The sequence below is a fragment of the Bartonella kosoyi genome, from assembly GCF_003606325.2.
Classification (GTDB): Bacteria; Pseudomonadota; Alphaproteobacteria; order Rhizobiales; family Rhizobiaceae; genus Bartonella; species Bartonella kosoyi.
Window position 1 is genome coordinate 1 of sequence record NZ_CP031843.2, and the last position, 14486, is coordinate 14486.

9 protein-coding genes and 1 pseudogene are annotated in these 14486 nt (G+C 38.8%); 4 read left to right on the plus strand and 6 right to left on the minus strand.

Features of this window, described 5'->3' with window-relative positions; all coding sequences use genetic code 11:
* Positions 1-1128: 1128 nt before the first annotated feature.
* A complete protein-coding gene (locus D1093_RS00010) occupies positions 1129-1704 on the minus strand; it encodes a disulfide bond formation protein B (protein ID WP_005774736.1) in 576 nt (191 codons plus the stop codon).
* A 10-nt stretch (positions 1705-1714) separates the two neighbouring features.
* The gene (locus D1093_RS00015; RefSeq protein ID WP_005774735.1) at positions 1715-1867 is read right to left on the minus strand and encodes a DUF5993 family protein; all 153 of its coding nucleotides are present in this window, start codon (positions 1865-1867) and stop codon (positions 1715-1717) included.
* Between the two features lie 839 nt (positions 1868-2706).
* On the opposite strand from D1093_RS00015, the gene purE reads away from it, so the two are divergent.
* Positions 2707-3204: a 5-(carboxyamino)imidazole ribonucleotide mutase gene (gene purE / locus D1093_RS00020; RefSeq protein WP_120102224.1), complete on the plus strand. Its 498-nt coding sequence runs from the start codon at positions 2707-2709 to the stop codon at positions 3202-3204.
* A gap of 76 nt (positions 3205-3280) precedes the next feature.
* Here purE and D1093_RS10420 read toward each other — a convergent pair whose 3' ends face one another.
* The 3 genes from D1093_RS10420 to groES all read right to left on the minus strand — a co-directional run bounded on the left by D1093_RS10420 (position 3281) and on the right by groES (position 5797).
* Positions 3281-3412, minus strand: coding sequence for a hypothetical protein (locus D1093_RS10420; RefSeq protein ID WP_280178761.1), 132 nt, complete (start codon positions 3410-3412; stop codon positions 3281-3283).
* 384 nt (positions 3413-3796) lie between these two features.
* Entirely contained in the window at positions 3797-5440 is a 1644-nt protein-coding gene (groL, locus tag D1093_RS00030) for a chaperonin GroEL (protein WP_120099840.1), read from the minus strand.
* A gap of 60 nt (positions 5441-5500) precedes the next feature.
* Positions 5501-5797 carry a co-chaperone GroES gene (gene groES / locus D1093_RS00035; protein ID WP_005774667.1) on the minus strand — a complete coding sequence of 99 codons (297 nt, stop codon included), beginning with the start codon at positions 5795-5797 and terminating at the stop codon, positions 5501-5503.
* A gap of 246 nt (positions 5798-6043) precedes the next feature.
* Here groES and fumC (D1093_RS00040) point away from each other — a divergent pair, with 246 nt between their 5' ends.
* The 3 genes and pseudogenes from fumC (D1093_RS00040) to D1093_RS00050 all read left to right on the plus strand — a co-directional run bounded on the left by fumC (D1093_RS00040) (position 6044) and on the right by D1093_RS00050 (position 10129).
* Positions 6044-7432 (plus strand): class II fumarate hydratase, encoded by a 1389-nt coding sequence (gene fumC / locus D1093_RS00040; RefSeq protein ID WP_120099841.1) that lies wholly within the window; start codon positions 6044-6046, stop codon positions 7430-7432.
* A 217-nt stretch (positions 7433-7649) separates the two neighbouring features.
* Positions 7650-7901, plus strand: a pseudogene (gene fumC, locus D1093_RS00045) (class II fumarate hydratase); the annotation flags it as partial.
* 1337 nt (positions 7902-9238) lie between these two features.
* Positions 9239-10129, plus strand: coding sequence for an outer membrane protein (locus D1093_RS00050; RefSeq protein WP_005774663.1), 891 nt, complete (start codon positions 9239-9241; stop codon positions 10127-10129).
* Positions 10130-11769: 1640 nt separating this feature from the next.
* Here the strand turns inward: D1093_RS00050 and D1093_RS00060 are convergent.
* Complete coding sequence (locus D1093_RS00060) at positions 11770-13554, minus strand: MFS transporter (protein ID WP_120099843.1); 1785 nt, start codon at positions 13552-13554, stop codon at positions 11770-11772.
* Positions 13555-14486 lie beyond the last annotated feature (932 nt).

The following is a 14486-nucleotide window of genomic DNA, read 5'->3' on the forward strand; positions in this document are numbered from 1 at the left end:
ATCACATCTCCCTTTTCACCACGGCTTACCCCCATTCACAAACGTTTCCGCCCCAATTCGCTCCCTCCATTTCACGCCATACCACAAGCCCAAACCACGGCCCCAAAGCTTGCACAACAGATCAATCCTCCACTCTTTTTTGCGTATTTCTGTTTTCACGCTTTTAAAGATTTACAGAAATATTTGTACAAAATGATGATACAATCCTTTTTTTAAAAAAACGCCTTTAAAATCTCGGTCTCATTTTCACGTCAAATTCTCCCATTTTAATTTCAATGATAGAGATAAACCAGTTTATTATTTTATTGACCAGCGCAAAATTTTACACGCCCATTTGGGTGATTAAAAGGAGTCATAAAAAGCATTTTTACAATTTTTTAGAGAATCTTGCCCCACAAGCAGTGCTTTTTTAAAATGAATAAAGATCCATTGAATGGCTTCACTCTCAGAAAGTTAGACATGAGAAGACCTTTTTGATTTTTGCCTTCAATAATCACAATGATAAATTGTTTTTCTATGCCAATGTTTTTTTGTAAGGAGAATCATCATCAAAGTGCTCATGCTTTTCTAAAACAAAGGCTTCATAAAAAAGGAGATATCAAGAAAAAGATAAAAAAAAAGGTTCGTCTCTTATAAACAAACCTCTAGAGAAAATTATTGGAATAATTTTCAAAATTTTAAACTACTCCCTCTAAAAGTATCTAAAATACTTCAGAAGCACCAAAATGAATACAAAGGATTATCTAGCACAAAGCGAAAAAAAATCAAGAACAAAAAATTTTATCGTTAATGCCCCCTTAACAAACGAGATTTCTTATCCCCCACCGCTCGACAATCCAACGGCTCAAGACAAGTCCCCTCGAACGAATCGTCCAACACCGCTCAACGATAACACGTTTTTTTTTAAAAAAAATTACAAACCCCAAAAGACGATAAACCAAGTCTTTTTTTTACAGATCAATCGCACATAGGCATAAAAGCCAATTTTTCGATAAAAGATCCCTTTGAGGAGATCAACAATCTTGATGAATCATCGCCCCAGTAAAAAAGAAAAAGAAGCGGATTTTTTAACATTTCCGCCTCTTTAATCGTAAAGTTATGATGAGAAATAATTTAAAAAATTCAAGACTATGAAGGGAACCAATTTGATAACAATTCGTACCTTACAGGATCATCGGCGCATTGTCCACCACCACATTCCAATATGGTCGAAATCAAATTTGCCGCGATTAAAAACACAAATAAGAAACTTGCTGTTTTACTTAAGATTGGAAAAGAAGAAAACTCTTTAAACTTGTGTGCCAATTCACCTAAAATCATGACGAATGCAACAGCAAAGATACAAAGGACAGAAATAATGAAAGCCCAAGTATAAAAATGCAATCCAAAGAACGTTGAACCATATCCCAGATCATCAGGTGTGATATGCAAAAATACCTGCCGAGCAGCAACAGCACTGGTGACCATACAACCGATAATAACCATCCCATAATGGGTATTTTTCACTCTATGGTGAATATTGAGCAAGAACCCACATCCTGCCAGCATCAATCCAACGCGTTGCAGCAAACAGAGGGGACAAGGTAACTCAAATTTTACCAATTGATAATAAAAAGCAACCACCAAGACAATGGACAACCCAATCAGTCCTAGTGTATTCATAAAAATGACGAAATGAGGATTTTTTTGTTCAACATTTTCCATGGCTATTCTCTCAAAAAGATAAATTCAAAGTAGAAGTTGCGTGATGATTAAAGGTTAGAAGAATAACAACGAACAAAATAGCCCACAAAACATAACTTATATTTTTTTTGCCATACACCGTTGTTATTGCAGTGCCTAAAGCGATTAAAAATGGAAAAAACATAACTTTTAAATCTCCTTTCTTAATATCCGGTGTTTAACTGTTCTTTCTTATTATGAGGGTTCAACATATTAAAAAATTGGGCAAAAAAGAGACCATGGATTTATTATTCACAATTCATCCTTCACTTTATATTGTCGTTATGTTTATAGCTTATCGTTACATTTATATGAAGAAATGATGAAAGAGCTAAACGCCTCAAAATACCTTTGAACAAAAGCATTAAAGCGTTGATTATTTTTATTCTTTGATCTCAACAATTATTGAAAGAGCCCCTTTCCCCCATACCTCAACAGCAAAATAAAAAGCCTTTGAAAGACAAGATACCCCTCTGTACTTTTTCTGGAAAAATATCCTTATTTAGAACGCAGTTTTGCCATAAAAATCTCTTTTTATCATAAATAGTGTTTCAAATTGCACCATTACAGTATATGGGAACGGTATTTGTTTTAGCAACAAAAAATGAGACATTTTCTAAAAACCTTATAGTCTTCAAAGACTTTTCCAGAATATATTTGCAGTCTGTATTTTTTTCTTTCTGCTTCAAAGTACATTTTCTTAAAGTACAAAAGCATTCTTAAAGTAAAAGACACTCTGGCTGTTTAACCACTTCCCCTCCAACATCCTCCAACATATTGAACAGCGAAAAGCTCAAAGGACAGTGTTTTATGAGCTTCAAGAGGGTATTTTTGAACTTCTGTACTTGCCCTTTAAATTTTGACCTTTCAATCTTATTTTAAAAAAACTGTTTCTCTGTCATCAATTGGCTTTGCAAAGAGATTATAAAACTCTTACAAAACGAATGATAAAGAATCGCCTTGAATCTTTGAAAAGGACGAAGAATGATGAAGAAATCATGTGATGTCGGGATTTTAATGGGGAGCCAATCGGATTGGCAAACGATGTGCCATAGTGCCGATATTTTGACGGCTCTTGGCGTTTCTCATAGTTCGCATATTGTCTCAGCCCACCGCACCCCTGAACGCCTTTATCAATTTGCCAAAGAAGCAAAATCGGCAGGTTTTAAAGTTTTAATTGCTGGTGCTGGAGGTGCAGCGCATCTTCCTGGAATGCTCGCAGCGCTTACGCCACTTCCTGTTTTTGGCGTTCCAGTTCACTCACAATCTCTCTCTGGTCAAGACTCTTTACTTTCAATCGTGCAAATGCCAGCAGGCATACCGGTTGGCACGTTAGCCATTGGCAAATCAGGGGCAATTAATGCCGCCCTTTTAGCCGCCGCCGTTATGGCGGTTTATGATCCTGATCTTGCCCAACGCTTAGAAGATTGGCGTCAGCAACAAACCGCCAATGTCGCCCTAACGCCTGTAACGGAGGTTTAAAATGACACCGTCTTCCAGCACCTCCGCCCCCTCCAGCACCACGCCCTCCAACACCGCCCCATCATCCAGCACCACCCTATCCAACACGCCCTCCAACACCGCACCCTCCAACACGCCCTCCAACGCCGCCCCCTCCAACACCACGCCCCAACCCCCCGCACCACGGCACCAGCCTCATACCACGGCACCAGCCCCCGCACCACGGCACCAACCTCGCATCACCCCGCGACCACTCAGTAGCTCCATCGCGAAGCTATTTTCTGTAAATGATCAAAATCGTAAAAATGTATAACTGTAAAAAACAGTAAGAATATCTGTTTTGTAAGAACAATGATGTGGGGGAAAAAAGATCGGGAAAAAAGCACAAATGAAAGAGATAAAAGATAGCATGCTGCTCATGAAACCATCAGAGCTGTGGTATATTGGAAAGCATAAAAATAAACCATTAGAGATAGGGAATTAGAGCAAGGATAGGGCAAAGCTTCTTTCTCACGTAAAGGAAGCTCCTTTCAAAAGCGTGAGAAACAAAAGAAATAGACAAAAAAAACGGGCCCAAAAGACCCGTTTCCTTATTCTCTTTAGGGAAAAGAGCTTAGAAATCCATTCCGCCCATTCCGCCCATTCCACCAGCCGGCATCGGAGGCATTGGAGCCTCTTTCTTTGGCATTTCAGCAACCATTGCTTCTGTTGTAATCAGAAGGCTTGCAATGGAAGCCGCATTCTGAAGAGCAGAACGGACCACCTTCACAGGATCAACAATTCCCAAAGCAATCAAATCACCAAACTCACCCGTTGCGGTGTTGTAACCAAATGTATCGGCATTATTTTCCAACACCTTGCCAACAATGATAGCCGCTTCTTCACCGGCATTGGTTGCAATTTGACGCGCAGGTGCTTGAAGAGCACGACGAACAATATTAATACCAGCTTCTTGGTCAGGATTACTTCCCTTAACGCTCAACGCACTTGCTGCACGCAACAATGCAGTACCACCACCAGCAACAATACCTTCTTCGACAGCCGCCCGTGTTGCATTCAACGCATCATCCACACGGTCTTTCTTTTCTTTCACTTCAACTTCTGTTGCACCACCCACACGGATAACAGCAACACCACCAGCGAGTTTAGCCAATCTTTCTTGCAATTTTTCACGATCATAGTCAGAAGTTGTTTCTTCAATCTGCGCTTTAATCTGATTGACACGTGCGGTAATCTCAGCCTTTTGTCCAGCCCCATCAATAATGGTGGTGTTTTCTTTAGAAATATTCACTTTCTTTGCACGTCCAAGCATATCCAAAGTGACATTTTCAAGCTTAATGCCGACATCTTCAGAAATCACCTGTCCAGATGTTAAAATAGCGATATCTTCAAGCATTGCTTTACGACGATCACCAAATCCAGGGGCTTTTACAGCAGCAATTTTCAAACCACCGCGCAATTTGTTGACCACGAGCGTTGCCAAAGCTTCGCCTTCCACATCTTCAGCAATGATAAGAAGGGGTTTGCCAGACTGCACAACCGCTTCCAAAACGGGAAGCAAGGATTGCAAATTGGACAATTTCTTTTCGTGAATGAGAATGTAAGGATCATCAAGATCTGCAACCATTTTCTCAGCATTCGTGACAAAGTAAGGGGAAAGATAGCCACGATCAAACTGCATTCCTTCCACGACTTCCAATTCGGTTTCAGCCGTTTTAGCTTCTTCTACGGTAATAACGCCTTCATTGCCCACTTTTTCCATGGCATCAGCAATCATTTTACCGATTTCAGCAGCACCATTGGCCGAAATGGTTCCAACTTGCGCAATTTCTGCAGAAGTTTGGATTTTTTTAGCTTTTTTGAAAAGATTAGCCACCACTTCATCTACAGCGGCATCAATCCCGCGTTTAAGATCCATAGGGTTCATGCCCGCAGCAACGGCTTTAACGCCTTCTTGCACGATCGCCTGTCCCAACACCGTTGCCGTTGTTGTTCCATCCCCAGCAATATCGTTGGTTTTAGAAGCAACTTCACGCAACATTTGTGCACCCATATTTTCGAACTTATCGTCCAGTTCGATTTCCTTTGCAACGGATACACCATCTTTTGTGATGCGTGGCGCACCAAATGATTTATCAATCACCACATTGCGCCCTTTAGGGCCGAGTGTCACCTTAACCGCATTAGCAAGGATGTCGACACCGCGCAACAAACGTTCACGCGCTTCACGGCCAAATTTGACTTCTTTAGCAGCCATTTAATTTCTCCTTGGAGTTTTTTCAAAATAGTACACAATGAAAAATTGAGGGCCTTTCAATTAACCCATAATTCCCATAATGTCCGATTCTTTCATGATTAAGAGATCTTCCCCATTAATCTTGACTTCAGTTCCAGACCATTTTCCAAACAAAATACGGTCCCCTGTTTTGACTTCTAAAGGCACACGCTTTCCGTTATCATCGAGAGCGCCATTGCCAACAGCAATCACTTCGCCTTCTTGTGGTTTTTCTTTTGCTGTATCAGGAATGATAATCCCACCAGCGGTTTTATTTTCAGATTCAACCCGACGAACAACGACACGGTCGTGAAGTGGGCGGAATTGTATATTAGCCATGTTTTAAATCCTTAAAACTGAACATAATTGCATTAATCTTAGAAAGTTCTTGCTAGCACTCTCTAAGAGTGAGTGCTAACACTATCCAAGATATAAAATCGGCCTTTCTCAATGTCAAGGATAGCCATAAAATAATTTGTCTCTATAATTTCTCTATAAATAAAGCTTCCACATCTTGCTTCTTCTTGGCATTTCGCGTTATCTAGCTTTTTTAAGAACCCGTAAACAAATAAAGGATCTTATATCATGGTTGAAACACGTCAGGAAACGGATAGCTTTGGAACGATTTCGGTACGTCAAGATCGTTATTGGGGAGCACAAACTGAACGTTCTCTGCATAATTTTAATATTGGCAGTGAAAAGCAGCCTCTTACCATCATTTACGCCTTAAGCCTTATCAAAAAAGCGGCTGCTCTTGTCAATATGGACAAAGGCAAACTTTCCCCCAAGATCGGAAAAGCGATTGTCACAGCAGCTGATGCAGTTCTCTCTGGCGCTTTCGATACGCATTTTCCCCTTTCTGTTTGGCAAACAGGCTCAGGGACCCAAAGCAATATGAATGTCAATGAAGTGATCGCCAACCATGCCAGCATGCTTTTGGGGGGTAAATTGGGCAGCAAAAAGCCTGTTCATCCCAATGACCATGTCAATATGAGTCAATCCTCCAACGATTCCTTTCCCACGGCGCTTCACATTGCCACCACGCTGCAAACGCGCCAACATCTTTTTCCTATTCTGGAAGCACTCATTACCACTTTCAAGAAAAAAGAAGAAGAATTTGCCGACATTATCAAAATTGGACGCACGCATACGCAAGATGCCACGCCCTTAACGCTTGCCCAAGAATTTTCAGGCTATCGGGTTGCGCTTGAAGCCAATCTTCGTCGGATTGAAACAGCCCTTACTGATGTTCAAATGCTTGCTCAAGGCGGAACAGCTGTAGGAACAGGGCTCAACGCCCCGAAAGGTTTTGACGTTGCCTTTGCAGAAACCATCAGCACCCTCACCGGAATAACCTTTAAAACGGCGCACAATAAATTTGAGGCGCTGGCGCATCATGGTGCTCTTGCGCATTTCCATGGCAGCTTGAATGCCTTAGCCGCTGATCTCTTTAAAATTGCCAATGACATTCGGTTTTTAGGTTCTGGTCCTCGTTCTGGCTTAGGTGAACTCAACTTGCCTGAAAATGAACCCGGCTCCTCTATTATGCCCGGCAAAGTTAATCCCACCCAGTGTGAAGCCATGACCATGGTTGCAGCCCAAGTTTTTGGCAATCATACCACCGTCACCTTTGCCGCCAGTCAAGGGCATTTTGAACTCAACGTCTATAAACCTGTTATTGGCTATAACATTTTACAATCGATTACCCTTCTTGGGGATTGCATGCGTTCTTTTGATATGCATTGCATTCAAGGATTACGCGCCAATCGTGTTCATATTCACGCCCTCATGGAGCGCTCACTGATGTTAGTCACCGCTCTTGCCCCAGAAATTGGTTATGAAAAAGCCGCTGAAATTGCTAAAGCAGCGCATAAAAATGATACAACTTTGCGCACTGAAGCCCTCAAAGCAGGTGTTTCTGGAGAAGATTATGATCGGCTGGTTGATCCCAAAAAGATGATTGCTCCCCAATAAGAAACCGACAAAGAAGAGGCAAACATCTTCAACCTTATCCCTCAAAGCCATCGGGGTGCTCACGCCCCGATTATATTTGGTTATGATTCTCCCCAGTGTTCATTTTAAACGCCTATCCCATTCTAGCTCTTGACCCAAGGAAGAAGAGTTCTTGGAGCAGAACACAACGCCCCACAAAGCTTTAACGTTTCCTTTACAAAAAACAATCCGCACCCTCATTATGCATTGCATTCAAGGATTACGCGCCAATCGTGTTCATATTCACGCCCTCATGGAGCGCTCACTGATGTTAGTCACCGCTCTTGCCCCAGAAATTGGTTATGAAAAAGCCGCTGAAATTGCCAAAGCAGCGCATAAAAATGATACAACTTTGCGCACTGAAGCCCTCAAAGCAGGTGTTTCTGGAGAAGATTATGATCGGCTGGTTGATCCCAAAAAGATGATTGCTCCTAAATCAAAGAATCCTTAAGAGAAAATGCAAACTTCTTAAATCTTTTTGTCAAAACTATCGGGGCGCTCACGCTCCGATTATATTACCACGGTATTTTAAACGCTTATCCCCATTCCAGCTTTTGTAAAATAAGATAATCTATTGATTTATAATGACACTATAGCATTATCCAGCTTGCATGAGAGTCCTAAATATCGATAAAATTCTCTCATTTTAAATCCATTTATGTTGAATCAATCAAAAACACCTGCTTGCACATCATAAGCATAGTGAGTATGTGGCGTAGAATTGTATGAGACAAGGACTAAAAAATGTTTCTCATGAACCGTCTGAAGAACCAAGGGGGAACACAACATTTTAGAGCCCTTTAAAGCAGCCCCCCAAAGTGTATACCAAGTGTATGATATGCCGGCTTTCTCTTTTATGAAACACCAAAGATGAGTGTGTGCAATAGAAAAACAAAGTTTGGAACAAAATACAACACCCCGCAAAACTTTGACTTTGCCTCTGCTCAAAACAATCAGCACCCTCACAGAGATATATCCTTGGGTAACGTGCAATCAATTTGAAGCGCTACCCATCATGGTTACTTTCGTGCATTGCTCCCCAAAGCCTCAATCCATGCGCTGTTCTCCCTCAAAGCCATCGGGGCATGAGCGCCCCGATGAGGATTATCTACACTGTCTATTTTAGGCTCTCATCTCCATTTTAGCTCTGGTCAAAAGAGGGCATATATTGTTTTTATTGAGAATTCCAAATACCTTGAAATTCTCTCATTTCAACGCTGTTTATATTCAATCAGTCCAAACACTGCGCTTGGGAAACGTCACAAGCAAGCGTAGCATAGCGATAAAAACAATGGGAAAAAAGAATATTGCTGTTTTTCTCAAGCCCTCAAGGCTATCGTCACACAAGAGGAGTCACAAGACTAAAAACGGACAAAGAATAAGAAGGTCTCCCCCTGCCCTTTTTTAAGACGAAGGACATTGATATCCAGATATATATGAAGCACAAAAAAATAACAATCATTATGGATAATGTATTTATATATTAACAATAAAAAGTATTTTTATATCTACAAAATAATATTTTTCAACAAGATAAAATTTTACTTATTGCTCCATAATGTTTTATACATTGCAGAGAACACTGAAAGAATACAGCCAAAAAAAATCCTTAAAAATTAAGATATTCACGGAAAAAAGCAAGATAAACACGTTTTTTAAAAACGCTTAACACTGAAAAATTATGGATTTTTGGTATATTTTATTTTTTCATAATGAAATTATATATAGATTTTTTTAACTAATTTATGCATAATACACTATGTAATTGAAATAAATTGGGGACGTTTTATGAATACAAAATGTTTAATTGCACTCTCTCTTTTCACTTTTATGACTGCTTCAACAGCGCAAGCCGCTGATACGGTAATATTTCAACCATCAAAGCCGAATGTTACAGCACCAAGTGGCTTAGCTCCAAGGATTGCGCCAGTGACTATTTCAGCGCCTTTTTCTTGGACTGGTTTTTATTTTGGTGGACAAATTGGACATGTTTCCATTAACAGCACTTTAAATTACGCACCAGAATCCAATGGTGGGAAATGGGCTTGGGTCAACAGAGATCTCTCACCCAAACCATCAGGATTTGTCGGTGGTTTTTATGCCGGTTCTAATATCGATTTAGGAGATAACCTTATTGTCAGTTTTGATACGGATATGATTTGGTCTGGGCGGAAAAACACCCAAACGGACACTGGCAAGCAAATTCTCGATAAATTAGACTCTCTTAACGCAGCCTTTCAAGAAGCTGGGATTCCTCTTCTAACATCTGGCACTCGGGATGCAATGATCCCCGACGCTGATGATCTTGTTGTAAGCAGTGTCACATTGAAAGAAAAATGGTCTGGCGCTTTGCGAGCACGCATTGGTTTTGCTTCCCATCGTCTTATGCCTTATATTGCAGGGGGTGTTGCCTACACACAGATGCAATATATCCTATCGCTTTTAACAAAATCGCAAGAAGATTCGACAGTATTTGCTTCTGGCAATGTGTTTGATAAGACAAAAAGAATGATTGGTTATACTGTTGGGGGTGGCTTTGATCTTGCCATGACAGATGACATTATCATGCGTACAGAATACCGTTATACAGATTTTTTTAAACAGAAATTTGCCAATGATGAACTTAAAATGAGTGCCCAAGCGCATAATTTTCGCCTTGGCATCGCTTATAAATTCTAATTTCTTGTAGAAAAAATAAAACCGTTTAAAAAACCCTGTTAAAAACAGGGTTTTTTTTCATGCCTTTCTCCCCCTTTAAAAAAACGAAGGCTCTAAAAACCAGCACTAAACCGTCCATAAAGGCTAAATCATCCAGCGTCTCGAAAGCTCCTATCCTCTCCCCCTTTTAGAGGACGCATTTAAAATAGAAGAGCTTTACCCTCACGACCATTGTAATGAAATAAAGAAGAACACAGATATGTGTTTAAAACAAAGACGGATACTGAGCATCAAGAACAGCTGATGATGATAACGTGACAACACCATAAAAGAGAAGCATATATACGTTCATTTTTCAATCTTTATCTTCACGCCTCCCAAAGGAATGGTTTTTCATCGACGAACAATCTGGATTTTTCAGTATTAATTCACCGCCTTTTTCCTCAAGTAAAATCACTTGATAGGGTCACAAAAATTGCTTTTCGCTTCCCATCTCAAAAAAACAAAGATTTTAACCCCTATTTTAAACCACTATTCTAAAAACCCATGGCGGATTATCCCCCATGTCGGTTTGTAAAGAAACGATAACTCTTGAGTGAATTTGCTCTTGACTTCCCATTTCATGGGAGTCACTTAAACTGAAAAACGCTATAGGCAAACCCTCACTTGAATATTCAAGACACACTGAAAAAAATACTGAAACGGCTTGCCTTCTATCACCTCACGTCAAATGACGCTGTTGGGAACTGTTCTATGCAGAGTGGCGCATGGGTATTGTCTTTCTCTGTTTGTGTCATTTCTAAAACGAAAGAAACAATCTCATTGGGGAAGAACGCATTGGGGAAGAATATGACGTTGTAAAGATGAAAAAACCATTTGTAAAAAGCTGTTTCCAGCCTTCCCCTCACGACATCTTCTTGACGACTTTCAAAAACCTCTAAAGCAATATCTTTTAAAGAGTAGAGATCAGGCTTTTGTTTTCAACCCATTTGGGCTTAACCCCTCATGCCATAGGAGAGTGCTTAAAACCAAACATAAAGAATCCGATAGTCTATATTTATTGGTGTAAATTCTGATGCGTATATCCATATTTTATCTCACAGCCAGAAAAAAATCCCGTATCATATTTAACTGAAATGTATTCTCGTACTTTTTTCTATTTTCAAAATTAACTAAAATGAACTCGGGAGTAGCGATACGTATTAGAGCGAACACTTCTGCCAAATCGAATCTCTCCGATAAAGTAATCGTCACACTATAGGATACGCTATCTTTTTTCATACATTCTATGTTACGCACCCACTTTTGTTTATATTTTTTACTGTCTAGATTTCTTATCTCTGAAATAACATCTGTGCCTATTTGTATCCCTAAAAAGAACGGATTACTCTTTAATAGCTTCAAATATGGTTGAATATAGATGTGCCCCCCCTGTTGCAATCCGAAAATATTTTTTACAAATGAGACACATACAAGTATATTTATGAAGTAAATCATAATCGAGCTCAAAAGGCTCTCCACCAGAAAGAATAATAAAATCAGATTTTATGTCATTTATTGTATATAAAGATTCAGGCAACGCGTCATCTCTCACCATACATTCCATCGAATAGGGACAATGATTGCAGCCCGCACTGCAATTTTCATTACAAATTACAATATTATCGCCCATGAAATTCCTTATTCAAGTTCATATAATCCAATACTAATTGTTTCATGAAAATATTTTGGTATAGACAAAGATCAGAAATTTTTTTAGCCACAAACGCTTTTATCATTGGTAAAGCTTCATCCTTTGATATCGACAGCAAATGAGAAATATGGTCTATCCGTTCTTCTAAATTGAGAGATAATCTTGGACTGGTGAAAAATGTTAAGATATCCAATTCCGGACTGGCTTCTTGACATAAATCCCAATCCACTACCATAAAAGAATTCTCAGGAGTAACAATGATATTATCAGGATGTAAATCTCCATGTGATAAGATTATATTCTTGCTTAATCGATCTTCAAAGATCTTATTGATTTGATCAATAATCGCCTTTTGATGTAGCAAATCCATTTGGCTCAATACAGTACCCCGGATAAACTCCCATTCGACGACTTCATCGCAAAGTGTTATCAAATTTGGTGCAGGATAGAGACTTTGTCGAAAAGAGCCATCCTTGATGTTTTCATTAATGCACGATGCTTCCGGATAAATTTGCCCATAGCAAAACTCTTGATGCTTGCGTTTCAAGAAATGTTGTTTTGACGATTGTGCATTTTCAGGTTGTAACCAAATGATTTCTTGTTTTCTGACAAAAATAATTAAAGCAGACACCCCAAAAATCACAGCCATAACCACTGCCAACCACAAATTAGCTTGCCAGAATGTTGAAAAAACATAACCGTATAAAAAACTGAATGCAAAGGATACAACAGCTGTAATAATGGCTGTAAATGATAAAACAGTCGCGATAGCTTTGGGATCAATCAGTGAATTTATAAGAAGAGACGACAGATAAGATCGATAAGCAGATTTAAAAACACATAGCAGTAAAAATCCTAATGTAAGAGCCGCAATGATTTGAAATGACATGAGAAAAAAAGCAATGGTTACCATACAACCAATCATTAAGACGGGAAAAATAGGATTTTGAAACTTTGAAAAATACTTCTGAAACAATATATTGGAACTTGCTGAAAAAAAATTCCCAATGATAAAAATAATCGAAACCAAAATAGCAGGTTGAAATGGCAAAAAATCAGAAAATGCGATAGAAATAGTTCGATTATTAACCAAAATAGCAAAAGCTGAAACTGCACTTAAAAAAATAAGAGTGAAGCGATAAGGGTTTTTGACTTCTTTACGGCTGGTGCACAGAACTGTGAAAATACTCGGATGAGCGTTGATATGAAAACTATCTAATCCCTTCGTCAGTTTTGAAAACATAAAAAGAGCAAAAATTAATGAAAGGACTTGAAAAATCAAAGGCAATGCAGGATGTACATAATAAAGTATTCCCCCTAAAAAAATAAGTACCGTTGTCACACTATAGGTAACTGCAGCCACTTCAGACTTAACGGAAAACAGTGTGCGATGCTTTGGGACTACAGAAAAGAGTAAACTATCTTCCGCACCTGAGAAACAAGCGGCTGCTAATGTAATACACAACAAATAAGTGGCGTAAGCAAAATATGCATAATTCATAAAAAGAGCTAAAAAACCACAAAGAAAGAAAAACAGCCCAATATAAATAACGCGCTTACTTCCATAAACATCTGATAATAAACCCAAGGGGACTTCTAAGATCAAAGGAAGCAATAAAAAATAACTCCCGATTAAAACAATATCCGCTTGCGACAAATGCAATTTTTCCGACAAAAAAAGCGGTAAAACAGCAACCACGAGAGCAGTAGACTTGCTAAGGCTATAAATCTTAAATTGCTTAACCTTATCCATAAAATACTTGTCCCACGACATCCGCTACATGCACCAGATTCTTTCAAAGATTTTAAAACGCTTTGAGCAGACCAATCTATTGCCTCATAATTTTGTAGATTCCCGAAAGCTTCTGAATAAAAGCAATTTTTTAAATCTCCATTATAGTCCAATACCAAGGATGAAAATGGAAATAAACACATTAACGGCGACGAAACGTACGTAGAATTTTCGCCTAAGTAATCATGAATACAATTTACAAAATTTTGTGACGTCCATGAGATTTTTCTTTCTTGGAACTTTTTATCTCTATAAATCTGGAGGGGAGATTCTTTCCTTGATAATTCATCTCTCAAATGAAAAAGTAAGGCGTTTGGCGGAAGAGTTTTGTTTCTTAAAGTCTTAGATTGATCCCCTTAGATTGATCGTTTGTATTATTTTTTCTAGAAAAACTAAATGACGATGTATCGAGCGGGCTGAATCCGATATAATCGACATCTTTGCTTATACAAAAATCGATAAAATGAATAATATTTTCTAAAATCTCTTTGGTAACTGTCGCTCTTATTCCTATACTTTGCAGAGGTTGAAGATTCTTAACTGTTTGAATGTTTTTCCACACGCGATCAAATTTATTCGCCCCCCGTATATCATAATATCCTCCTCATATTGTTATTATGTACCTTATGTATATTCAAGACAATGAGTGTTGTGTAAAAAGTTTGAGGATTTACAACTTTATAATTGTAAAATCAATTTAACTGTATTACGCAATATTCAGTTTGGAAAACAAATTGGCCTATACCGGTATAAATCAAAAAACTCTTGTGCTCAGCTAATTTCCATTTTAATGATTAAGTTCATTCAAAAAGGATTATTCTTGATTTCAATGGCTATTTCACTTCAAACGCAATAAGAAATATGCAATAGTCTACTTTATCAAGTAATTTTAA

What these genes read in the sequence shown, in the direction of transcription:
- D1093_RS00010 (WP_005774736.1), bottom strand. Translation starts at nt 1,704, where the DNA reads ATGGAAAATGTTGAACAAAAAAATCCTCATTTCGTCATTTTTATGAAT.
- D1093_RS00015 (WP_005774735.1), bottom strand. Translation starts at nt 1,867, where the DNA reads ATGTTTTTTCCATTTTTAATCGCTTTAGGCACTGCAATAACAACGGTG.
- purE (WP_120102224.1), top strand. Translation starts at nt 2,707, where the DNA reads ATGATGAAGAAATCATGTGATGTCGGGATTTTAATGGGGAGCCAATCG.
- groL (WP_120099840.1), bottom strand. Translation starts at nt 5,440, where the DNA reads ATGGCTGCTAAAGAAGTCAAATTTGGCCGTGAAGCGCGTGAACGTTTG.
- groES (WP_005774667.1), bottom strand. Translation starts at nt 5,797, where the DNA reads ATGGCTAATATACAATTCCGCCCACTTCACGACCGTGTCGTTGTTCGT.
- fumC (WP_120099841.1), top strand. Translation starts at nt 6,044, where the DNA reads ATGGTTGAAACACGTCAGGAAACGGATAGCTTTGGAACGATTTCGGTA.
- D1093_RS00050 (WP_005774663.1), top strand. Translation starts at nt 9,239, where the DNA reads ATGAATACAAAATGTTTAATTGCACTCTCTCTTTTCACTTTTATGACT.
- D1093_RS00060 (WP_120099843.1), bottom strand. Translation starts at nt 13,554, where the DNA reads ATGGATAAGGTTAAGCAATTTAAGATTTATAGCCTTAGCAAGTCTACT.